Raw genomic sequence first — 21912 nt, forward strand, 5'->3', positions numbered from 1 at the left:
AAATAGTAGGGGGATATATGTTAAATACTAATAAAGAACATGTAGTTAAATGGTCAGTACAAGGTAAAATTCATCATCCAATAGGTGGAAATTATAGAATAAGTCACGATGGAAAACCTATGATACTTCCAGCGACAGGTGGAATATCATATAATGTATCTGTTGGTGATAGTGTTTTTAATTGGGCAGGTGACCATGTAGAGCCAGGTGTATCTATAAGAAATGAAAATAGTTCAGAAAATGCAGCATTAATGACATTTGCATGTATTGGAAATGAAGCTAAAATAGTATCAGGGGATGCTAAAGGTAAAAAGGGATATGTAACAGGTATGCATGGAGGCATAGACCATGTGTTAATATATTTTGATGAGGAAACTTTAGAAGATTTAGCAATCGATGATAAAATAATGGTAAAAGCATATGGACAAGGGCTTAAGTTAAATAATTATGAAAATGTACACATAATGAATATAGATCCTAATTTATTTGAAAAATTAAACATAAAAGAAGAAAATGGAAAGCTTAAAGTTAATGTTGTAGGAAAAGTTCCAGCATATTTAATGGGGTCTGGTATAGGTTCTAAAAGTGCTGCTACAGATGGTGATTATGACATAATGACAGCTGATATGGAAGAAATAAAGAGATTAGGGCTTGATAAGTTAAAATTTGGTGATTTAGTATTACTTCAAGATTGTGATAACACATATGGTGTAGGATATTTAAAAGGTGCTGTAAGTATAGGAGTTGTAGTTCATAGTGATTGTGTGAAATCAGGTCATGGGCCAGGGGTAACAGTTATAATGACTTGTAAAGATGACACTATAGAAGGTATTATAGATGAAAATGCTAATATAAAAAATTATATGAAATAAAAAAAAAGGTCTTCTATTTAAATAGAAGACCTTTTTTTGAGTTAAAAGTAAGTATATCTATAGTTACTAAAAAATAAATATTTTATTTTAATATATGAGAATATGTATATCCAAAAAAGTGAAATCTATTATAAAAACAATTTTAAAGATTTAAAATTTGCAAAAAATGGTATATAATATGAAAAGACTAACTAGGAGGGGCCAAATGAATAAAAGTAAAGTTGTAATAGTAGGAACAGGAATGGTGGGAATGAGCTATGCTTATTCAATGGTGAACCAAGGAACATGCGAAGAATTAGTACTTATAGATTTAGATAAAAAAAGAGCTGAAGGAGAAGCTATTGATTTAAATCATGGACTTAGCTTTGCACCAAGAAAAATGAAGATATATGCAGGGGATTATAGCGATTGTAGTGATGCCTACATAATATGCATAACAGCAGGTGCTATACAAAATGAAGGAGAGACAAGATTAGACTTATTACATAAAAATACAAAAATAATGAAGTCTATAATAGGAGAAATAAAAAAGACAGGCTTTAAAGGAATATTATTAATAGCTACAAATCCAGTTGATATAATGACTTATGTATCATGGAAATTATCTGGTTATGATAAATCGAAAGTCATAGGATCAGGAACGACACTAGATTCAGCTAGACTTAGATATACATTAGGTGAAAGATTAAATGTAAATCCTAAAGATATAAATGCATATGTAATGGGTGAACATGGAGATTCTCAATTTGTAGCTTGGAGTTATGCACTTTGTGGATTACAACCAATATATCAAATAGCATCTAGAAAAGATAAGAATATAGATTTTGATGATTTAGAAAAAATAGAAGATGAAGTTAGAAATATAGCTTATAAAATAATTGATTGTAAAAAGTCGACATATTATGGTATAGGAATGGCTTTAACTAAGATAACTAAAGCTATACTTGAAAATGAAAATACAGTACTTACAGTATCATCATATTTAAATGGAGAATATGGAAATGAAGACGTGTATATAGCAGTTCCAAGTATAGTAAATAAAGATGGAGTAAGAGAAGTGATACATTTACCACTTGATGCTACAGAAAAAGAAAAGTTAAATGATTCTATAAAGATAATGAAAGAAAATATAAAAAAATTAGACTTATAAAAATAAATAATTAAAAGCGCTACTTAATTTTAAGTAGCGCTTTTAATTATTTATAGTTATGTAATAGTATATGAAATATTTAGAGTATTAGTTTAAACAAATTTATCTAAAATATAAAAAAACTTATAATAATAAAACTTCAATATATGGAGAACTTAAAAGTAAGCACAATTTAAAAGAAAGGATAAAGTTATGAAAAAAGAAGTTAAAGTAAATGAAGGAAGGTCAGATAATAATCCACATATGGATAAGTTATTAAAAGAAAATAAAAATAGAATGGAAATTGCAAAAGAAATAAGTACTAATAAAAAAATAGGTGACATAGTAGGCGAAAGATTAGCTAAAAAACATCATTTCCCACCATGTTAAATTAAATTTAGGAGGAAACTAATGGAGAATAAATTTTCAAATGGACATTATAAAGACGCAATTGAGTATGCAAAATATATACTTTCAAATAGTTCCTCTATAAAAGAAATAGCTGAGAATATAAATGAATTAGAAAAAGAAGACGATAATAAAAAAGTAAGTGATAATTAAATTAGTAACACAATAATATAGTTATAAAATAGTAGGTTAATTAATATTTATATTAAATAACCTACTATTTTATTTGAATAAATTATTTAAGTAGGCGCATTTAGATATATAAATTATTGAAAAATATAAATAGAAATACTAATATTAATTATTAATGAATGAGGTAATAGAGTTTAGGGGGGATTATTATTAATAAATTACTTAATACATATAAAGGACTCCCAAAAGAGATATACATATTGTTTATAGGTAAAATAGTAAATAGTATAGGTTCTTTTGTACATCCTCTTATGTCATTGATACTTACACAAAAAATAGGAATGTCAGCTTTTGAAGCCGGTCAATTTGTGACAATGCTTGCAGTATTTCAGGCTCCATGTATGATAACTGGAGGAAAGTTAAGTGATACGATTGGAAGAAGAAAAGTTATAATAACATTTCAAGCTTTAGGTGCACTTATGTTAATTATATGTGGGCTTATGGATACTACTGTATTAACAGCTAAGATAATGATATTATCATCATGTTTTTATTCAATATCATCACCTGCTTATGATGCGTTAAATGCAGATTTAACTAATGAAGGAAATAGAAAAGAATCATACTCACTATTGTATATGGGAGTGAATATTGGTTTTTCTATAGGTCCAATACTTGGTGGATTTTTATATAAAGATTATTTATTTTTAATATTTATAGGAGATGCTATAACTACCTTAATAGCCTTAACACTATTTATATTTTATGTAAAAGAGCCAACAAAAATTAAAAAAAGCAATGTAATAGAGTCAAAAGAGATATATGATGATGAATATAAAGATTTTTCTACTTTAAAAGTATTAATTAAAAGACCTATACTAATAGCATTTCCTATTATAATGCTATTATATCAATTTTCATATTCTCAATGGGGATTTTCTCTTCCTCTTCAAATGGGAGAAATATTTGGAGAGGATGGGGCAAGATTGTATGGATTATTAGGAGGATTAAATGGATTTATAGTAATTATATTAACTCCTATACTCACTAGTAAAACTAAAAAATATAAATCTATGAACATTATGTCTATAGGAGGAATTTTATATGGGTTATGTTTTTTAGTGGTTAGTTTTTCAAAAGTGATGCCATTATTTTTCCTAGCAATAATATTATTAACTATAGGCGAAGTTTTAATAGCTATTAATAGTTCGGCTTTTATAGCGAACAATACTCCTATATCTCATAGGGGAAGGATAAGTTCTGTAATACCATTAATTACTGGAATGGGATATGCAATGGGACCTATGATAATGGGGAAAATTATAGATTCAAGCTCTATATCTATAGGGTGGATAGTAGTTATGTTGGCTTCTTTTATAGGAGCATTCGGACTTTTAATATTAAAAAAACTTAAATTAGAAATAAATGAAGAATAACTAGTATAAAAAATAGAAATTAATATGAATATTAAGAATAAAGTACTTATTAAATCGTACTTAAATAGATAAAATTTAAAAAAAGTTCATAAATTATTGAAAAAAAATACTGTTATGCTATAATTAACCTATAAATACGAATTATTAAATAAATTTGTGGAATAATAATCGGTTTCATAGGGGAGGAAATATAAAATGAAGAATCAAAGTTCGGTTATTTATCAACTAGATGGTAAGCCAAAATTAACAGAAGCTATACCCTTAGGTCTTCAGCATATACTCGCGATGTTTGTTGGAAATGTTACACCACTTATAATAATTTCTAATATACTTAACTTGTCATTAGCTGATAAAACTTCTTTAATACAATGTGCTATGTTTGTATCTGGAATAGTAACATTAATACAATGTTATAAAGTTGGTCCATTTGGAGCGAGGTTACCAATAGTTATGGGAACTAGTTTTGGGTTTGTACCAGTACTTACAGCAATAGGTGCTAAGTATGGATATGAAACGATACTTGGAGCATGTCTAGTAGGTGGGCTTATAGAAGTAATGTTTGGTCAAAGTATGAAAAAATTAAGGAGATTTTTCTCGTCAGTGGTAACAGGAACAGTAGTTTTAGCTATGGGTATATCTTTACTTCCAACAGGTATAAATTATTTTGCAGGTGGAGTAGGAGCTAGTGACTTTGGTTCAATATCAAATCTTATATTAGGAACAGTAGTTTTACTAACTGTATTAATTTTTAATCAATATACTAAAGGGATAACTAGTTTAGCATCAATACTTATAGGACTTATAGTTGGATATATAGTAGCAATACCAATGGGAAAGATAGATTTTTCGCAACTATCTCAGATGTCTATGATATCTGTTCCAATGCCGTTTACATTCGGGTTTGAATTCCATCTAGACGCAATATTTGCAGTAGCTTGTGTATTTATAGTTTCAGCTGTTGAGACAGTAGGGGATATAACATCAATAGCCCATTCAGGGATAGGAAGAGATGCTACTGATAAAGAAATAGCAGGTGGAGTTATGGCAGATGGTATAGGAAGTGTTATAGGGGCAATGTTTAGTGTACTTCCAAATACTTCGTTTGGCCAAAATGTAGGGATTATAGCCATGACTAAAGTTATAAATAGAAATGTAGTAGCAACAGGTGCAGTATTTTTAATATTAGCAGCAGTATTTCCAAAATTTGGAGCAATAATATCTTTAATGCCTTCAAGTGTATTAGGTGGAGCTAGTGTAATGATGTTTGCAATGATTGCAGTTAGTGGGATAAAGCTTATAACTAGTGAGCCTCTTAATAATAGAAATAGCACAATAGTAGCACTTTCATTAGGAGTTGGCGTTGGATTATCATTTGTTCCAGGAGTTCTTTCTAATATGCCAGAATCTATACAATTAATATTTGGAGATTCAGGACTTGTATTAGTTGCAATTATAGCAGTAGTTTTAAATATAGTACTTCCAAAAGAAGAAAAATCTGTAGAATTAGAAGTTAAATTAGAAGGTCAAATATCTTAATACAAAATAAAAGATAGTTATTTTTATATGTAAAAATAGCTATTTTTTTATAAAAAACTTTATATATATGTGTTAAAATTTTATTTAAATTTAGGTATAAGTTATATATAATTATAATAGGGAAAGATATAACAGGGGGAAATATACCGATGAAAAGGATATTTAATAAATTAAATGAGAATATAATAATTATAAATAATAAAGGAGATATATTATTTTGTAATGAAGTATTATTAGAAAAATTAGGGTATAAACAAGAGGATATAATACAAAATAATATAAATAATATTTTATATAATATAGAAGATATTGATTGTATAAAAAAAGAAGAAAATATAGATTTGTTGTTTTATAGAAAGACAAAAGACATTGTCAAATTTAACTGTGATATAATAATAGATTTTTTTGAAGAAAAAGAAGTAATTTTTATATTATGTAAAGAAATAAGCAAATCATATACAATAGAAGACTTAGATAATCTACTAGATAGTATACCGATAGGATTATGGATTAAGAATATAGATGGTAAATATTTATACTCAAATAGATATCTAGCAAGTCTTGCCAACAAAGAAAAAGAAAATATGATAGGAAATTATGATATAGATAATTTTAAAGATGAATATGCACATTTATATAAAGAGGTAGATGAAGAGGTAATAAATACAAAAAAGCCAAGGCTATTTGAAGAAGCTATAATAGTAAATGGAATAAGCAAAGAGTTTGAATCGTATAAGGCACCTATACTTGGTGAAAATGAAGATGTAATTTATACGGTAGGAGCTACAAGAGATATAAGCTTGAGAAAAAAGATAGAAAAACAGGTATTTAATAACCATAATCAAGTATCGACTTTACACAATATTTTAAATAGAACTAGCTGTGATATAAAAGGATTATTAGAAGATACTTGTGACGAATTTTCAAAATATTTAAATAGTGATGGGATATCAGTATGGTTGTATGATAAAGATAAAAAAGAATTAAAATCATATATAAGAAGAGGTTATTTTACTATATCACAGCATGAAGGGATAATAAAGCTAGGTAAAGATACAATAGAGTGGGAAGTTTTTAATAATATATCAGATGGCTTAAGGGATATAAATGAAGTAAAGCATCTAAGTACATATAAAAAAATGGAAAATGATGGAGTAAAATACATAGGAACTTATAAAATAAAATTAAGAGATGATATTATAGGTATATTAACTATATATTATAAAGATAATAATAAACCACCAGAATATGACCAAAGTAATTTTATAAAGGCCATATGTGGTCAAATGGCTATATTAATCAAAAACTTAAAACTTACTAATGAAATAAAAATAGAAAATAAAAAAAGAAGCAATACAGAAAAAGAATTGGCATTGTTTTTAGAAACAGCAGTTGATTTAGTAGGGGTTATAGATGAAGATGGATATTTTAAAAAAGCAAACTCAAAATGGAGTGAAGTACTAGGATGGACAGAAGAAGAATTACTAAACATTAATTTAAAAAATTTACTACATCCTGAAGATATGAAAAAGGTATTACCAGTTAAAGATTTTAAAAAAGGTTCTAAATTTAGAAAAAATGTTAAGTATAGATATTTAAACAAAAATGGCAAATATATATGGTTACATATAGGTAGCAAGTATGTAGAGGAAGAAAAGCATTTTTTAGTTACAGGAAGAGATATAACAAAAGAAATGTATGTTGAAGAACAAACTAAAAAACTAGAAAAAGCTATTGAAATAGAGAGTATGAAAAATGAGTTTTTCTCTAATATATCACATGAATTTAAAACTCCACTTAATATAATACTTGGGAGCATGCAGTTATTAAATCAAAGTATATATAAAAATAGCATAACTACTGAAAAACTTATTAATCATATAAGTACAATAAAGCAAAATTCTTATAGACTTTTAAGACTTGTAAATAATCTTATAGATATAAGTAAAATAGAAACAGGATACTATGAATTACAACTTTCTAATAATAATATAGTTAATATAATAGAGGATATAACTCTATCAGTTGTAAATTATGTAGAGTGTAAAAATATAAATTTAATATTTGATACTGATACAGAGTGTGAAATATTAGCATGTGACCCTGATAAAATAGAGAGGGTTATGCTAAACTTATTATCAAATGCAATAAAATATACAGGAGAATATGGAAAAATAATAGTAAGTTTAAAATCAGATGGTAAAAAAGTAATAGTATCTGTAAAAGATAATGGAACTGGAATACCTAAGGATAAAATAGGAATTATATTTGATAGATTTGGACAAGTAAATGATGCACTAATAAAAAGAAGAGAAGGTAGTGGAATTGGTTTATCCTTAGTTAAATCTTTAGTAGAAATGCATGGAGGTTCTATAAGGGTAGAAAGTGAATTAAATATAGGAAGTGAATTTATATTTGAAATACCTGTATCTTTAATTGAAGATGAAGAAGTAACTATATTAGATAAAAATTTAAGAGATTCACAAATAGAAAAGTGTAATATAGAGTTTTCAGATATATATAATATTTAAAAATATATATAATAAATTAATGAATAATTAATTATAAACCATGAAGGTTTTCACTAGCTAAAGTGAAAACCTTTTTTGAATTATATTATTATTATCGATGCTTTGTATAGTTGCTTACGCAGACTATAAATGTATTTATAGTAAATTAGATAGAAAATAAATGGAATATGGAGTTTACTGATAATAATTAAAGAATATAAAATATACATCTTATATGCTTTAATTTACAAAAAGTAATGTATAGAATCTTAAAAAAAGTAGATATATCAAGTAATAAAAAATATTTGATATATCTACTTTTTTAGATGCAGTAAATAAACATGATTATAATTATATAGCAATATTATTTAATTTATTAAGTTTTTGTAGTTTGTATTTTTTAAACATCAATGTATTAGACATATTACACAAAGTTAACTTACCTATCTTTCAAATGAATTGCTACTTTCATAGGAACAACAAAATTTACTTCCTTTAAATAAAAAGAAGAATGCGCTGCCCATAATAAGAGGGGTTATAAATGATACAGCTAAAGCGATTGAATTGCTATATGTACTTTTTGTAAAAACTGCAAGAATTAATAAGATAAGATTAATTTAAAAATATGAAAAAAGATGAAGATAAATAATAATACAGATTGGCTAAAATCAAAGGATTCATTGAAATGGTATTATAAACTTATCATAAAAAATAAATAATACTATGATAAAATATGACTATAGACCATAAATTAAGATATTTTGCATAAGGGAGGGGAATTAATGAATATCATATATTTTTTAGTAGGAATAATAGCGACGACTATTGGTGCAATATCAGGAATTGGTGGAGGAGTTATAATAAAGCCAGTACTTGATACATTAGGAAATTATGATATAAGTACGATAAGTATATTATCTAGCTTTACTGTGTTTTCTATGTCAATAGTAGCTTTATTAAAAAGCATAAAAAATAAAGTTAAATTAGATGGAAAGAGAACTATATCTCTAGCAATAGGTTCTATAATAGGTGGGATATTAGGTAAAAATTTATTTACCTTATTTTTAGCGGCTTTAAACAATAATTTACTAGGCCAAAAAATACAATCAACTACATTATTTATACTTATGGGTGTAGTTTTAATTTTATATATTAATGAAGGTAAAATTAAAGGTTTTAGAGTTAATAATATAGGATTTTGTGCATTGATAGGTATTATATTAGGTATAATTTCTTCATTTTTAGGAATAGGTGGAGGACCGATAAATGTAATTGCATTAATGTATATATTAGGTATGGGAAGTAAGGAAAGCTCTATACATTCTATATTTATAATATTTTTTTCACAAGGGTCTAAACTTTTATCGGTGTTTTTATCAGAAGGATTTAGTGTATATAACTTAGAGGTACTTCCTTTCATGGTTGTAGGTGGTATTATGGGAGGATTTATAGGAAGTTATTTATTAGGAAAGATGAAGAAAAACAATATAAAAAATCTTTTTACATATACTATGTTACTAATTATGTGTTTTAATTTGTACAATTTAATAAAAAAATAGTTAAATATATATTTAATAACCAAATAATTGTTAATATCAAAAAATATCTAAGTAAGAAAATGAGGGGAAAAAATATAATGATAAAAAATATAAAAAGTATTTTTTTACTTCTTACTATTTTATTTATAATTTGTGTATCAATAAAAAATAATAGTGTATATGCACAAAAACTAAATGATAGTAATTTGAGTAAATATAGCATAATAGATAGTATAGAGAGTACATATAATAAAAAAGAATTAGAAAAAAACTATATAAACAAAGTTAGGGCTAATTTAAAGGGTGAAGTAAAAGACAGTGAATATTACTTTATACAAGGTTATATAGACTATAGTATACATGATTATAAAAGTGCAATAAAAAATTTTGAATTAGCCAAAAAGGATATAAAAAATTCTAAGGATACATTTTTAAAAGTATACAATTATATACTTTTAAATAATTGTCTTTTAGAAGAAGGCAAAAGTGAAAATTTAATAACTAATGCTAAGAAGGCAATTACATATATAAAGGAAGATAAGTCATATAAAAATAATAGTAATGTAGTTTGGGAAGTAATATTTCCATTAAGTTATAATGCAAAAACTAAGGATGAATCAATAAAATTACTAAAATCATATATAGAAGAAACTAGCAATTTAGATATAGAGACTAAAATGGCATTAAGGGGAAATTTAGCTATAATATATACTATGGATAGAAAGTATGGCAAAGCTATATATAATTATTTAGATGTTATAAATTTAGCAAAGAAACATCCAAATATAGATAAAGCTGGTGTGTATGAAGCTAAAGCATATACTCTTATAGGTGATATAGTATATGAATTAGGTCTGCATAAAGAAGCTATAGATTGGTATGATATGGCAATAAATATAAAAATACCAAATAAATTAAACAATGCAGAAGCAAAGGTAAATACATATATAAATCAGATGCATGCATACTTAAGTATCGGTGATTACGATAAATGTAGTGATGTAGTAAATGAGACAAAAAAATATATAAAATATCTAGATAAAAATGAACAAGATGATGTAGAAATTCTTCTAAATTATAATATAGCCAATATAAATATACATAAAGGAAATTATGAAGAAGCTAAAAAATATATAAAAAAAGGTTCAGAGTTATTAAAAGAAGATAAAGTAGAATATTTTATTCATAAAGATATTTTCTTAGGATTATCATATGCAAGTATATTAAAAGAAGAAGGAAATTATAAAGAAGCTTTAGATATATATAATAAAATACTAAAGCTAAAAAATGAAGGTGCTAAATATATAGAAATTGATATCTATTCTGATATAGCTGAAATATACAGTAAAATAGGAGATCTAGAATCATATAAAAAATACAATGAAATACTAAAAGAAAAGAAAGAATCTTTAGATGAAATTATAAAAAATGATTATATTGAATATTCAATAAAGGCATATGAAAATGAAGTATTAAAAGAGAAAGAGAAAAACGAACAAATAAAAGTATTAATTATGACATGTATAGTAGTAATATTAATTATTATTTTAATAGCAAGAATAGTTCGTGTGAAAGCATTAAAAAAATTACACTATCAAGATAGTATGACAGGTCTTTATAATAGGAGATATCTAGATGATTATGAACAGAGAAATATAAAGAAACTAGAAGAAAAGGAAATTTCTATAGTATTACTAGATATAGACTACTTTAAGAAATATAATGATAATTATGGACATATAGAAGGAGATAAAGTAATAAAAGAAGTATCAAATTCAGTTCTTATGAATATTAGAAAGAAAGGGATAGGAATAAGATTTGGAGGTGAAGAAATAGTTATTATACTAGAGGACACTAGTGAAAATGAAGCCATAGAAATAGTAGAAAAAATACAAAAAGATATAAAAAATAAGGCAATAGAACATAAGTATTCATTAGTTAATGACATAGTAACTACAAGTATAGGTATATATACTAAAAAGAAAAATATGAAAGAAGATATATATTTAGCAATAGATAAAGCAGACAAGGCATTGTATGAGTCTAAAAATAATGGAAGAAATAGATATAGTATATATAATTAAAAAAGTAATGAACTTTTAATTATAAAAATTATATTAAATTTTAAATAAAAGCCCTTAAAATGATATTAATGTTTTAAGGGCTTTTATTTAAAATTTGAATAAGTATGAAGGAATTTATATGTTAATATCTAATATTGTATAAAGAAAGGTATATGACAAACGTTTATCAGGGGGATTATATGGAAAAAACAAAAGTAAGAAGAAAGCCAAAGTGGCTAAGAGTAAATTATGAACGTCAATCTATAAAAGAGATTGAAGTTATGATGGAACAGTTATCATTAAATACAGTATGCAAAGAAGCAAAATGCCCTAATTTAGGTGAATGCTATAAAAAAAGAACAGCTACATTTATGATAATGGGAAGTCAATGCACTAGAAATTGTAGGTTTTGTAATGTAACTAATGGTAAACCTCAAAATCTTGATATAAATGAACCAGAAAATGTAGCAAAAGCAGTAAAAGAACTAGGATTATCTCATGCAGTTATAACAAGTGTAACAAGAGATGATTTAGAGGATTGTGGAGCTAGTCACTTTGCAAAAACTATAGAAGCTGTGAAGAGTTTAAATCCAGATACTACTGTAGAAGTGCTAATACCAGATTTAAAAGGTATCAAAGAAAATTTAGATATAGTTATAAAAGCAAATCCTGATGTAATAAATCATAATGTCGAAACTGTAGAAAGATTATATGATACAGTTCGTCCAGAAGCAATATATGAAAGAAGTATAGATGTTTTAAAATATGTAAAGGAAGTAGCACCTCACATATTAACAAAAACTGGTATAATGGTTGGCCTTAGTGAAAGTGATGAAGAAGTATTTAAGGTTATGGATGATGTACTTAAGGTAGGATGCGACATATTTACAATAGGTCAATATCTAAGACCATCAAACAAACACATAGAAGTTTATGAATACGTAACACCAGAAAAATTTGAAGAATATAGAGTGGTTGGAGTAGAGAAAGGATTTAAGTATATAGCAAGTAGTCCTTTAGTTAGAAGTTCGTATAATGCACAAGAAGCTATTAAATAGACAAAAGGGGATAAAACCATGATATATGTAGAAAATAATTCAACTAATCCATACTTTAATTTTGCACTAGAGTATTATCTTATAAATGAGAAAGACTTAAAAGATGATGTTATATTTATGTTTTGGAGAACAAATCCAACACTTATGATAGGAAAATTCCAAAATACAATAGAAGAAATTAATGAAGATTATGTAAAAAATAATAATATAAATGTAGTTAGACGTATAACAGGTGGCGGAACTATATATACGGATATGAATGGATGGCAATTTAGCTTTATAACTAAAAATTATAATGGAAATGGAATAGACTTTAAAACATTTACAACGCCAATTATTGAAGCATTAAAAAGTCAAGGAATAGATACATACTTTAATAGTAGGAATGATTTATTAGTAGATGGCAAAAAATTCTCTGGAAATGCACAATGTGTTAAAAATGGATGTAAATTACACCATGGTTCTATACTATTTGATACTAACATAGAGGAAATGGTAAGAAGTATAACTGTAGCTGAAGATAAGATAATATCTAAAGGAATAAAATCAGTTAAAGATAGGGTTGCAAATCTTAAAAACTATTTAAAGGAAGATATGGATAGTTTAAAGTTTAAAGATATAATGCTAGAGAGTTTACTTAAAGAATCTAGTGGAGTTTATAATTTAACAAAAGAAGATATAAAGAGAGTAGAAGAAATAGCTAAAGAAAAATTTGAAACTTGGGAATGGAACTACGGAAAATCTCCTAAATTTGAGATTGTTAAAGGAAAAAGATTAGATGGTGGGAAAGTAGAGTTTAGGATTAATGTAGATAAAGGTATAATAAAAGAATGTAAAATAAATGGAGACTTTTTTGGAGAAGGCGAAATAGAGGATATATCAAATTTACTATATGGATGTAGATATAATAAAAAAGATATATTAGATATATTAGAAAATATTGATATAAATAAGTATTTCTATCGAGTGAACAAAGAAGAACTTATAGAATGTATAATATAATTTTAGATATAATAATAAAAAACCTGTATCAATAATATTGATACAGGTTTTTTATTTAAAATAATACATATAAAATATAAGTTATTAATGTAATTTATTTATATATTAATAGCATAAGAATCTTCTTTTTTTAATTTTAAATAATTCATATAGGTATTAGTTTCAGCTATAACTACAGGAGTAAGATAAATTAGAGCTATAAGGTTAGGTATAGCCATAAGAGCATTAACCATATCCGCAATTATCCAAACCATTTCAAGTTTTAAAAATGACCCAATAAGTATCATTAAAACAAAGACAACCCTGTAAGCGCTTATAAACTTAATACCAAATAAAAACTCAAAACATCTTTCTCCATAATAACACCAACCAAGTATAGTAGTAAAAGCAAATAAACTTAAACTAATAGTTAAAAATAAAGGTCCAATATGTGGAAGAACACTTTCAAATGCACTTTGAGTCATAAGAGCACCATTTAAATCTCCTTTCCATACACCAGATAATATAAGAGAAAATCCAGTAAGAGAACAGATTATCAAACTATCTATAAATGTCCCAGTCATAGATATAAGACCTTGCTCAGCTGGATGATTAGTTTTAGCAGCAGCTGCTGCAATTGGAGCACTACCAAGTCCAGATTCATTAGAAAATACGCCTCGAGCAATACCATTTCTAATAGCCATAGATACACTAGCTCCCATAAATCCACCTATAGAAGATGTAGGTGTAAAAGCACTTTTTAGTATTAAGATAAATGTAGATGGTATTTTATTAAATGAGCCTAAAATAATTAAAAAGCACATTAGTATATATACAAAAGACATAAATGGAACTACTGTAGATGCTACTTTTGAAATATTTTTAATACCTCCAAATATAACTAAGGCTACAATTAATGTTAATATAATTCCAGTTATTTTAGGATTAATTCCAAAACTTCCATTAATAGAATCAGTTATAGAATTAACTTGAGTAAATGTACCTATACCTAAAAGAGCAACTAAAATACCACTTATAGCAAAGAAAATAGCAAGAGGTTTATACTTAGATCCCATACCATTTACTATATAGTACATAGGACCACCAGAAATTTCGTTTTTTTCATTTTTAGTTCTATACTTTATAGCAAGTACTCCTTCAGCATATTTAGTAGCCATTCCAAAAAATGCTGCAACCCACATCCAAAATAATGCACCAGGACCTCCTATTTTTAGAGCAGTAGCAACACCAACTATATTTCCAGTACCAACTGTAGCAGCAAGAGCAGTGCATAAAGCGCTAAAGCTTGAAATATCTCCACTACCATTATTTTCTGATTTAAATATTAATTTTAAAGCAGTAGGTAATTTAGTTATTTGTAAAAATCCAAGTTTAAAAGTAAATAATATACCAGTACCAACTAATAGTATTAGTAAAGGTGGTCCCCATATAAATGAGTTAATTTGAGATAAAACATCAATTAAATTCATAAAAATACACTCCTTATATATTCGCTTATTTTTTAAGCGAAGTGAATTTTATGCCTTAATAAATCAATAAAGGAAAATGAATTAATTGACAGGAAGATAAGATATTTAGAAATTTTTAATTTTCTAAATAATAAGAATAATAATTGCTTGAATAAAAAAAGCCAAGTCTTAAGACTTAGCTCTGGATAAACTACAACTATAAAACTATACAAAAAGTAAGTATAGTACATAATCCCTGTCCTTTTGCCTGAGAGATTGAGCAAAATTGCCTTGCCCCTTCGGCGCCTATATAGGTCTCTCCAGAGTTCCCTAAGCTTTACAGTCCTACTTATAAAAGTACCTGAGAGTGCGACTCCTTCGGTGTGTCAAAATGACAGCTCTTCTATAAAGCTTCAATCGGGTATTGATTTGTTATTGCATTTTCTATAATAGTACAAAAAAAAATATCAAATGTCAAATCAAAAAAAATAAAATTAAACACTTTAGCTATATAAACTAGATATTTAAAATCTTAGGATAATTTCTATAATATATATTTTTTGACTTAATCAAACTAGAATAAAAATATGTGTATTGAACAATATAACTAATGAAAATTAATTAAAAGGAGATATAAAATGAAACCAAATCCAGACGATAGAAGAGACAATGTTGAGAAAATACAATGTAATATAAATCATACTCTAAAAAATATTAGATTAGCAAATGAAATGATTGAAAAGGTAGATAATCCTGAAGAAAGAAGAAAATTAGAGGAAAAAAATAAAAGAAGAGAAGAATCTCTTAATAATATGCGTAGTGAAATAAAAGAAGAAGCTAATGTAAATAAAAATGAGTATAGATAAATAAAATATATAATTTAATCCTAAATATAAAAAAGGTAATAAGTATGTAACAACATAAACTTATTACCTTTTTAAATCTTAATCATCTAAGCAAGCCAAATTCCTATCGTATAAGAGTTCATCTAATTTTAGAATACCAATTCCTTTGTTTAAACCAAATATAATCACAGCATCTCTTAAATTTTTAGAATATAGTTCACCGCAATCGGCAAGTCTTAAGGCTTTATTAGTTTCTTTAATATCTAGATTTGCTCCTATACAAAGTTTTATAACTTTATCGCGACTAGGCTTTTTGCTTCCATTTAAAATTTGATAACCATAAGTTCTATCTATACGAGCATTTTTTATAAGCTCACTTTTAGTAATTTGTTTATGTTTTAAAATATCTTCAAAAAATGTCTTGAATTCTAAGCCTTTATATTTATCATAGATATCTACTAGATATTCATCTAAACAACTTTCATCTTTTATATTTTTTAAAACACTCATTAACTCTATTGTTTCATTATTCAAGCTATTACCTCCAATTTATATAGAAGATTGTTTCATATAAAGTTGTTTTTTTACAACTATAGTATTTTTTCTTTTAAATAAATTATCTAAATAATTATAATAAGTACCAGGTGTTATTATACCATTTATTGCTATTAAATCTAAACCTATAGAACCTACGATAGTATCTGCAAGTCTTACGCAATTTGCTGTTAGAGTAAAGTATGTTTTAAAATACCCAGATTTGAATTTATAAAATTTACAATTAGTATCTAAAAACATTAGATTTGTTTCATCAGTATACTCTTTAAAAGGATCTTTCTTTGAATTACATTCCCAGTGAATACAATTATTTTTAATAGATGATATTTTATCTTTAATAGCATTATGTTGAATTTTATTTAATGCTAAAGTAAACCCTATTAGAGACCGATTGCATTTAGAATTTATAAAATTAATATATTTTTTAGTATCAGCTTCTAATAAAACACCATCGCTAACAAGTGTAAATAATCTATTAGAACTACTATCATAAGTTCCGTATGAATAAGTTATTCCATCAAAAGATATATCAACATGACCAAATCCATTAGCACAATCAGGTGCTAGATGAATAAATATATCTATTGTTGAAAAAGAACTATCTATTAAATTATCATAGTCACTATTTTCAACTAAAACTTTATTATTAGGATTTACCTTGATAAAATTATTAATTTTATCTAATAGATGTTGAGGTATAAATGCTGCATAAACTATTGGTAGTGTAATCCTAAATCTCCTTTTTAAATTAGATTTAAAGGTATTAATATCTAAAATCTCCCTTAAAAAATCAGAAAAAAGTGTAAGAGATATTAGTATTACATATATACTGCATATTTTATCTACTATAGATATATAATCTAGTGGATAAAATAATAAAACAACACCAAATCCTAATGATATTAAGCTAAAAATAAAGCCCCTTACACATTCTTTTACATTGTTTTTGTATAAAATAATAGCTGCAGTAATTCTACCTACAAAATTTAATAATGCATACAGACCTATTATTCTTATAATAGATACCGTTAAAAAAATAGGATTATATTTAATAAAAAGCCCAAGAGAAATACAAAGAATACCTTCAACTAGTGTACTTATATGGCGCTTTTCTTTGTTAAAAATATAAGTTAGCATAGATAATGCACCTATAAGTAATAAAAAAGTTAGTATCATATCAGTTGTTATACTTCCTATAAAATCAGAACTAAATAACATAATAAGTCCTAGTATAAATAAAATTATAGATTTTGATAATATAGAAAAAGGGGATATAGTTTTTACGTTCATATAAAACCTCCTTATAGATAGTATAATATTATCATTAAATTAGAAGTTTAACAAAATAGTATTTATGTATGATATAATTTTACTGAAAAATGTAGATAAAGAGGGATTAAATTTGAATTTAGAAGCAGAACTAGAGTTGTCTTTATATGAAGAACTAAAAACAATACATAAAAGTAGTAAAAGTGAAGTAATACTTGTTCATAATAATATAAAAAATAAATCATATATAAAAAGATTATTAAAAGAATGTAATAAAGATGTATATGATGCTTTAAAGAATATAAAAAGTGAAAATATGCCTAAAATATATGAAGTATTTGAAATAGATAATAAGTTGGTAGTAATAGAGGAGTTTGTAAATGGTAAAACTCTTCATGAAAAATTAAAAGAAACAGGTCATTTAGAAGAAATAGAAGTTATAAATTATATAATATCTTTATGTGACATATTAAATATATTACATAATCTAAACCCGCCAATAATACATAGAGATATTAAGCCATCTAATATAATGATAAGTAATGATAATGTATTAAAGCTTATTGATTTTGATATATCTAGAAATTATAAATATGGAGAAAATATGGATACAATTTTACTAGGCACTAAAGGTTATGCATCTCCTGAACAATTTGGATTTGAACAAAGTGATTGTAGAAGCGATATATACTCATTGGGTATTATGATGAATGTGCTAACTACAGGAAAGCATATAAAAGAAGTTGAAAATAAAGGGTTATTGGAAAATGTTATAAAGAAATGTACTAAGATATCTCCAGATGATAGGTATCAAGATGTATCAGCACTAAAGAGTGATTTAATAAAATTAATTTATAAAACACAAGCCAGTAAAGAAAAAAATATAAACAAAATAGGATATAAATTAAAAGAAAAAATTATAAATGAAGATAGTAGTAAACCTATAAATATTAAAACTAAAAAAATTAATAAAAACACTAGGTTAAAATCTAAGTATATACCAGGGTTTAGAAATGGAAATAGGATCAATATGACACTATCTACAGTATTTTATATATTTTTAATAATAGGACTATTTGTTGGAAGTAGCATTGGTGAATTAATACAAAACTTAATAGTAGTAATAATGCTTTTAATGTATTTTTTATTATATACTAATTTTCTAGATATAAAAAACAAGTTACCAATTATAAAAAGTAATAAATTACATATAAAGATACTTGGATATGTACTATATTCTAATATAATATTTTGGAGCCTAGGTATACCATTAACTTATATTGTAGGGTAGTTGTATGCTATGAGCATACCAATAGGCTATAAATAAACTTTATAATAAATAATGAAATAGTTATTATGGAGGTTATTTATGAAAAAAGTTTTACTAGGAGTTATAATAGGATTTGTAGTTATAATAGGAGGTTGCGCTCTAATGCTTGCACAAGGTGCATCTAGTGTTAACCATGCTATAGAAGAAACACAATCACAATCAGAAAAAGAAAATAAGAAAATAGAAGAGATGGCTAAAAATATTACTTGGGAAATAAAAAAAGAAGATTACATGACTAAAATAGTTGGAGTTTTTGAAAATACAAGTAATGAAATGATAGATTATGTTCAGTTTGATTATAAGCTATTAGGAAAAGATGGTACTGTTATAGAAAAATCTTTTACTAATGAAAGTGATATAGCACCAGGAGAAAAAAGAAAAGTTGAAATATTATGTGAAAAAGATGATTTTGATAGCTACGAAATAACTGCTACGAATACTGCATTTTAAGGAAAGTATATCTTAACAATTGTTAAGATATACTTTTTTTAGATTAATCGCTAAACTTGAGCAATGGAAGTAGTTGTCGGTGATATGAAACACTTTGCCTATACGTAGTTCAAGTGAAGGAAATTTTTTATTAAAGTATGGCTAAATTATCAACTAATCCATTTTTTATAGTTATGCTTTTATCGGAAATTTTATTTGCAAAATCTAAGTCATGAGTAATTATTAAAATAGTCATACCATTTTCTTTTAACTTATACATGATATTTATTATATCCTCTATAGATTCTAGGTCTAGTGCAGATGTAGGTTCATCAAAGCATAATATCTTTGGGGATAGGGCTATTGCACGAGCGATTGCTACTCTTTGTTTTTGTCCACCAGATAGTTCAAAAGGATATGAATTTAGTTTATCTTTTAAGTTAACTAAATCTAAAATACTAGTAGCTTTTTCTAAAGCTTCTTTATCACTTTGACCTAGTACATTAACTAATGCACAGGTAATGTTTTCAAGTACAGACATATGTGGAAATAAATTGAAATTTTGAAATACCATTCCAATTTGACCTTTTAACTTTAGTATATCCATAGAGCTTTTCATAGTGGTTTTATCTATTATAATACTTCCACTATCAAAATCTTCTAGTCCACATATACATCTAAGTAAAGTTGTTTTACCAGCGCCTGATTTTCCAAGTAAAACTCCAATTTCACCTTTATTTATATTAAATGATATATTATTTAATATTTTATTTTTACCAAATGATTTATTTAAATTTTTTATTTCTAACATATAAAAACTCCTATCTATAATATGAATACTTATTTTCTAAAGCTTTAAAGACACTACTTAGTATGAAAATTAATCCTAAATATATAAGACCAACCTTAAGTAGGGGAATTAAACTTAAAGTTCTATTAGAAGCTATCTGAGCAAGTCTTAGTATATCGTTAAGTCCTAATATATAAACTAAAGATGTATCTTTTATTAATGTTATAACTTCATTAGACATTGGAGCTAAAATACTTTTTACTACTTGGGGTACTATTATTTTTTTATAAGTTGTAAATCTGTCAAATCCAAGTACTAAAGAGGCTTCATATTGACCTTTATCTATTGACTCTATGCCTCCTCTAAATATTTCTGCAAAATATGCACTATAGTTTAGAGAAAAGGCAAGTATTGCTACTGTAAATCTATCAAATACAATTCCTAAAAGAGGAAGTCCGTAGAATATAAATATTAGTTGTAGTAAAAGTGGAGTACCTCTAAAGATTAATATATAAAATTTTGAAATACCATTTAAAATATTGTTTTTAGATAATCTTAATGTGCAAATAATTATACCTAGAGGTATTGATATTATAAGTGTTAGCATAAATACAATAAACACTATTTTTAATCCTTGTAACATATTAAATCCTCCTAAATCTAGTTAAACCATTTTTTATAAATTTTATCGAAAGTTTTATCTTCTTTAACTTCAGTTAAAGCTTTATTTACTTTATTGGAAAGTGAAGTATTTCCTTTTTTAAATCCGATAACAAAGCTTTCCTCTCCAAAGTTATCCTTTAAGATAACAAAATTTTGTTTATTTGAATTGCTTATATAATACTTTGCTAATACTTCATCAGCTACAACTGCATCAACTCTACCAAACTCTAAGTCTCTAAATGCATTGTCAAAGCTATCATAAAGTATAGGTGTTTTATCCTGTAAGTTATTAACTATATTAGTATCTTTTTCTATAACATCAAAACCAGCACTACCTTGTTGAGTTCCTAGCAATTTCCCTTTTAAATCAGATTTATTTTTTATAGAAGAACTATCTAAAGTAACTATAACTTGTTTGTTAGTTAGATAAGGATTAGAGTGCTCTACTTTTTTCTTTCTTTCTTCTGTTAGTGTATAACCATTCCATAAAGCATCTATATTACCAGAGTCTAGCTCTGTATCTTTCATGCTCCAATCTATATTTTGAAACTTTACATTCATATTAAGCCTAGAGAAAACTTCTTTAGCAAGGTCTATATCAAATCCTACAACTTCATTATTTTCATCTAAAAAACCCATAGGTACAAAGGTATTGTCATACCCTATAACTACTGTATTATCTTGATTATTATTTTTATAATTAGTAAATTTTTTCTCACAACCTCCAATTAATATTAGGGGGATTATAATTAATATCATTAAACTAAATTTTTTTAATATATTTTTCATATAATATCTCCTTATAGTAAATTTATATTTTATAAGTGTATTTCTTTGCGCGCATAAGGAAATAAACTAAAAAAACTCCCGCCTCTAGCTATTGCTAGAGGACGGGAGTT

20 protein-coding genes, 1 riboswitch and 1 other annotated feature (1 of these 22 only partly in view) are annotated in these 21912 nt (G+C 25.8%); of the genes, 14 read left to right on the forward strand and 6 right to left on the reverse strand.

Annotated elements, in window-relative coordinates; all coding sequences use genetic code 11:
* Window positions 1–17: 17 nt before the first annotated feature.
* The 11 genes from I2H23_RS01985 to I2H23_RS02035 all read left to right on the forward strand — a co-directional run bounded on the left by I2H23_RS01985 (window position 18) and on the right by I2H23_RS02035 (window position 13684).
* The gene (locus I2H23_RS01985; protein WP_195580927.1) at window positions 18–872 is read left to right on the forward strand and encodes a DUF4438 domain-containing protein; all 855 of its coding nucleotides are present in this window, start codon (window positions 18–20) and stop codon (window positions 870–872) included.
* 205 nt (window positions 873–1077) lie between these two features.
* Complete coding sequence (locus I2H23_RS01990) at window positions 1078–2022, forward strand: L-lactate dehydrogenase (protein WP_092926636.1); 945 nt, start codon at window positions 1078–1080, stop codon at window positions 2020–2022.
* A 192-nt stretch (window positions 2023–2214) separates the two neighbouring features.
* The gene (locus I2H23_RS01995; RefSeq protein WP_176698698.1) at window positions 2215–2391 is read left to right on the forward strand and encodes a hypothetical protein; all 177 of its coding nucleotides are present in this window, start codon (window positions 2215–2217) and stop codon (window positions 2389–2391) included.
* A gap of 21 nt (window positions 2392–2412) precedes the next feature.
* Window positions 2413–2562, forward strand: a complete 150-nt coding sequence (locus I2H23_RS02000; protein WP_176698697.1) for a hypothetical protein — start codon at window positions 2413–2415, stop codon at window positions 2560–2562.
* Between the two features lie 239 nt (window positions 2563–2801).
* Window positions 2802–3977 carry an MFS transporter gene (locus I2H23_RS02005; protein WP_195580928.1) on the forward strand — a complete coding sequence of 392 codons (1176 nt, stop codon included), beginning with the start codon at window positions 2802–2804 and terminating at the stop codon, window positions 3975–3977.
* Between the two features lie 195 nt (window positions 3978–4172).
* Window positions 4173–5513 carry a uracil-xanthine permease family protein gene (locus I2H23_RS02010; RefSeq protein WP_195580929.1) on the forward strand — a complete coding sequence of 447 codons (1341 nt, stop codon included), beginning with the start codon at window positions 4173–4175 and terminating at the stop codon, window positions 5511–5513.
* Between the two features lie 149 nt (window positions 5514–5662).
* A complete protein-coding gene (locus I2H23_RS02015) occupies window positions 5663–8044 on the forward strand; it encodes a PAS domain-containing sensor histidine kinase (RefSeq protein ID WP_195580930.1) in 2382 nt (793 codons plus the stop codon).
* Window positions 8045–8805: 761 nt separating this feature from the next.
* The gene (locus tag I2H23_RS02020) at window positions 8806–9582 is read left to right on the forward strand and encodes a sulfite exporter TauE/SafE family protein (RefSeq protein ID WP_195580931.1); all 777 of its coding nucleotides are present in this window, start codon (window positions 8806–8808) and stop codon (window positions 9580–9582) included.
* 77 nt (window positions 9583–9659) lie between these two features.
* A complete protein-coding gene (locus I2H23_RS02025) occupies window positions 9660–11645 on the forward strand; it encodes a tetratricopeptide repeat-containing diguanylate cyclase (RefSeq protein ID WP_195580932.1) in 1986 nt (661 codons plus the stop codon).
* A gap of 179 nt (window positions 11646–11824) precedes the next feature.
* On the forward strand, window positions 11825–12682 hold the full coding sequence (gene lipA, locus I2H23_RS02030) for a lipoyl synthase (RefSeq protein ID WP_092926624.1): 858 nt from the start codon (window positions 11825–11827) through the stop codon (window positions 12680–12682).
* Window positions 12683–12700: 18 nt separating this feature from the next.
* Window positions 12701–13684: a lipoate--protein ligase gene (locus I2H23_RS02035; RefSeq protein ID WP_195580933.1), complete on the forward strand. Its 984-nt coding sequence runs from the start codon at window positions 12701–12703 to the stop codon at window positions 13682–13684.
* A gap of 98 nt (window positions 13685–13782) precedes the next feature.
* Here I2H23_RS02035 and I2H23_RS02040 read toward each other — a convergent pair whose 3' ends face one another.
* Complete coding sequence (locus I2H23_RS02040; RefSeq protein ID WP_195580934.1) at window positions 13783–15153, reverse strand: alanine/glycine:cation symporter family protein; 1371 nt, start codon at window positions 15151–15153, stop codon at window positions 13783–13785.
* 225 nt (window positions 15154–15378) lie between these two features.
* Window positions 15379–15466, reverse strand: a riboswitch (glycine riboswitch).
* Window positions 15467–15770: 304 nt separating this feature from the next.
* On the opposite strand from I2H23_RS02040, the gene tlp reads away from it, so the two are divergent.
* The gene (gene tlp / locus I2H23_RS02045; RefSeq protein ID WP_092926618.1) at window positions 15771–15998 is read left to right on the forward strand and encodes a small acid-soluble spore protein Tlp; all 228 of its coding nucleotides are present in this window, start codon (window positions 15771–15773) and stop codon (window positions 15996–15998) included.
* Between the two features lie 78 nt (window positions 15999–16076).
* Here tlp and I2H23_RS02050 read toward each other — a convergent pair whose 3' ends face one another.
* Window positions 16077–16511 (reverse strand): hypothetical protein, encoded by a 435-nt coding sequence (locus tag I2H23_RS02050; protein ID WP_092926616.1) that lies wholly within the window; start codon window positions 16509–16511, stop codon window positions 16077–16079.
* 15 nt (window positions 16512–16526) lie between these two features.
* Window positions 16527–17822: an HdeD family acid-resistance protein gene (locus tag I2H23_RS02055; protein WP_092926614.1), complete on the reverse strand. Its 1296-nt coding sequence runs from the start codon at window positions 17820–17822 to the stop codon at window positions 16527–16529.
* A gap of 112 nt (window positions 17823–17934) precedes the next feature.
* On the opposite strand from I2H23_RS02055, the gene I2H23_RS02060 reads away from it, so the two are divergent.
* Entirely contained in the window at window positions 17935–19092 is a 1158-nt protein-coding gene (locus I2H23_RS02060; protein ID WP_207645321.1) for a serine/threonine-protein kinase, read from the forward strand.
* A gap of 78 nt (window positions 19093–19170) precedes the next feature.
* Window positions 19171–19581 carry an FxLYD domain-containing protein gene (locus tag I2H23_RS02065; RefSeq protein ID WP_092926610.1) on the forward strand — a complete coding sequence of 137 codons (411 nt, stop codon included), beginning with the start codon at window positions 19171–19173 and terminating at the stop codon, window positions 19579–19581.
* Between the two features lie 130 nt (window positions 19582–19711).
* Here the strand turns inward: I2H23_RS02065 and I2H23_RS02070 are convergent, their stop codons facing one another.
* From I2H23_RS02070 to I2H23_RS02080, 3 genes are read right to left on the reverse strand one after another with little or no spacing between them, the layout of a single operon-like run.
* On the reverse strand, window positions 19712–20371 hold the full coding sequence (locus I2H23_RS02070) for an amino acid ABC transporter ATP-binding protein (protein ID WP_195580935.1): 660 nt from the start codon (window positions 20369–20371) through the stop codon (window positions 19712–19714).
* A gap of 10 nt (window positions 20372–20381) precedes the next feature.
* The gene (locus I2H23_RS02075; RefSeq protein ID WP_195580936.1) at window positions 20382–20993 is read right to left on the reverse strand and encodes an amino acid ABC transporter permease; all 612 of its coding nucleotides are present in this window, start codon (window positions 20991–20993) and stop codon (window positions 20382–20384) included.
* Between the two features lie 17 nt (window positions 20994–21010).
* On the reverse strand, window positions 21011–21802 hold the full coding sequence (locus I2H23_RS02080) for an amino acid ABC transporter substrate-binding protein (protein ID WP_195580937.1): 792 nt from the start codon (window positions 21800–21802) through the stop codon (window positions 21011–21013).
* Window positions 21803–21896: 94 nt separating this feature from the next.
* Window positions 21897–21912: a binding site (T-box leader), on the reverse strand (it continues 244 nt past the right edge of the window).

Source organism: Romboutsia sp. BSD2780061687b_171204_C1 (assembly GCF_015560225.1).
Classification (GTDB): domain Bacteria; phylum Bacillota; class Clostridia; order Peptostreptococcales; family Peptostreptococcaceae; genus Romboutsia_C; species Romboutsia_C hominis.

Excerpts from the sequence above, each read along its gene's own strand:
- I2H23_RS01985 (WP_195580927.1), top strand. The coding sequence starts at position 18 with ATGTTAAATACTAATAAAGAACATGTAGTTAAATGGTCAGTACAAGGT.
- I2H23_RS01990 (WP_092926636.1), top strand. The coding sequence starts at position 1,078 with ATGAATAAAAGTAAAGTTGTAATAGTAGGAACAGGAATGGTGGGAATG.
- I2H23_RS01995 (WP_176698698.1), top strand. The coding sequence starts at position 2,215 with ATGAAAAAAGAAGTTAAAGTAAATGAAGGAAGGTCAGATAATAATCCA.
- I2H23_RS02000 (WP_176698697.1), top strand. The coding sequence starts at position 2,413 with ATGGAGAATAAATTTTCAAATGGACATTATAAAGACGCAATTGAGTAT.
- I2H23_RS02010 (WP_195580929.1), top strand. The coding sequence starts at position 4,173 with ATGAAGAATCAAAGTTCGGTTATTTATCAACTAGATGGTAAGCCAAAA.
- I2H23_RS02015 (WP_195580930.1), top strand. The coding sequence starts at position 5,663 with ATGAAAAGGATATTTAATAAATTAAATGAGAATATAATAATTATAAAT.
- I2H23_RS02020 (WP_195580931.1), top strand. The coding sequence starts at position 8,806 with ATGAATATCATATATTTTTTAGTAGGAATAATAGCGACGACTATTGGT.
- I2H23_RS02025 (WP_195580932.1), top strand. The coding sequence starts at position 9,660 with ATGATAAAAAATATAAAAAGTATTTTTTTACTTCTTACTATTTTATTT.
- lipA (WP_092926624.1), top strand. The coding sequence starts at position 11,825 with ATGGAAAAAACAAAAGTAAGAAGAAAGCCAAAGTGGCTAAGAGTAAAT.
- I2H23_RS02035 (WP_195580933.1), top strand. The coding sequence starts at position 12,701 with ATGATATATGTAGAAAATAATTCAACTAATCCATACTTTAATTTTGCA.
- I2H23_RS02040 (WP_195580934.1), bottom strand. The coding sequence starts at position 15,153 with ATGAATTTAATTGATGTTTTATCTCAAATTAACTCATTTATATGGGGA.
- tlp (WP_092926618.1), top strand. The coding sequence starts at position 15,771 with ATGAAACCAAATCCAGACGATAGAAGAGACAATGTTGAGAAAATACAA.
- I2H23_RS02055 (WP_092926614.1), bottom strand. The coding sequence starts at position 17,822 with ATGAACGTAAAAACTATATCCCCTTTTTCTATATTATCAAAATCTATA.
- I2H23_RS02065 (WP_092926610.1), top strand. The coding sequence starts at position 19,171 with ATGAAAAAAGTTTTACTAGGAGTTATAATAGGATTTGTAGTTATAATA.
- I2H23_RS02070 (WP_195580935.1), bottom strand. The coding sequence starts at position 20,371 with ATGTTAGAAATAAAAAATTTAAATAAATCATTTGGTAAAAATAAAATA.
- I2H23_RS02075 (WP_195580936.1), bottom strand. The coding sequence starts at position 20,993 with ATGTTACAAGGATTAAAAATAGTGTTTATTGTATTTATGCTAACACTT.
- I2H23_RS02080 (WP_195580937.1), bottom strand. The coding sequence starts at position 21,802 with ATGAAAAATATATTAAAAAAATTTAGTTTAATGATATTAATTATAATC.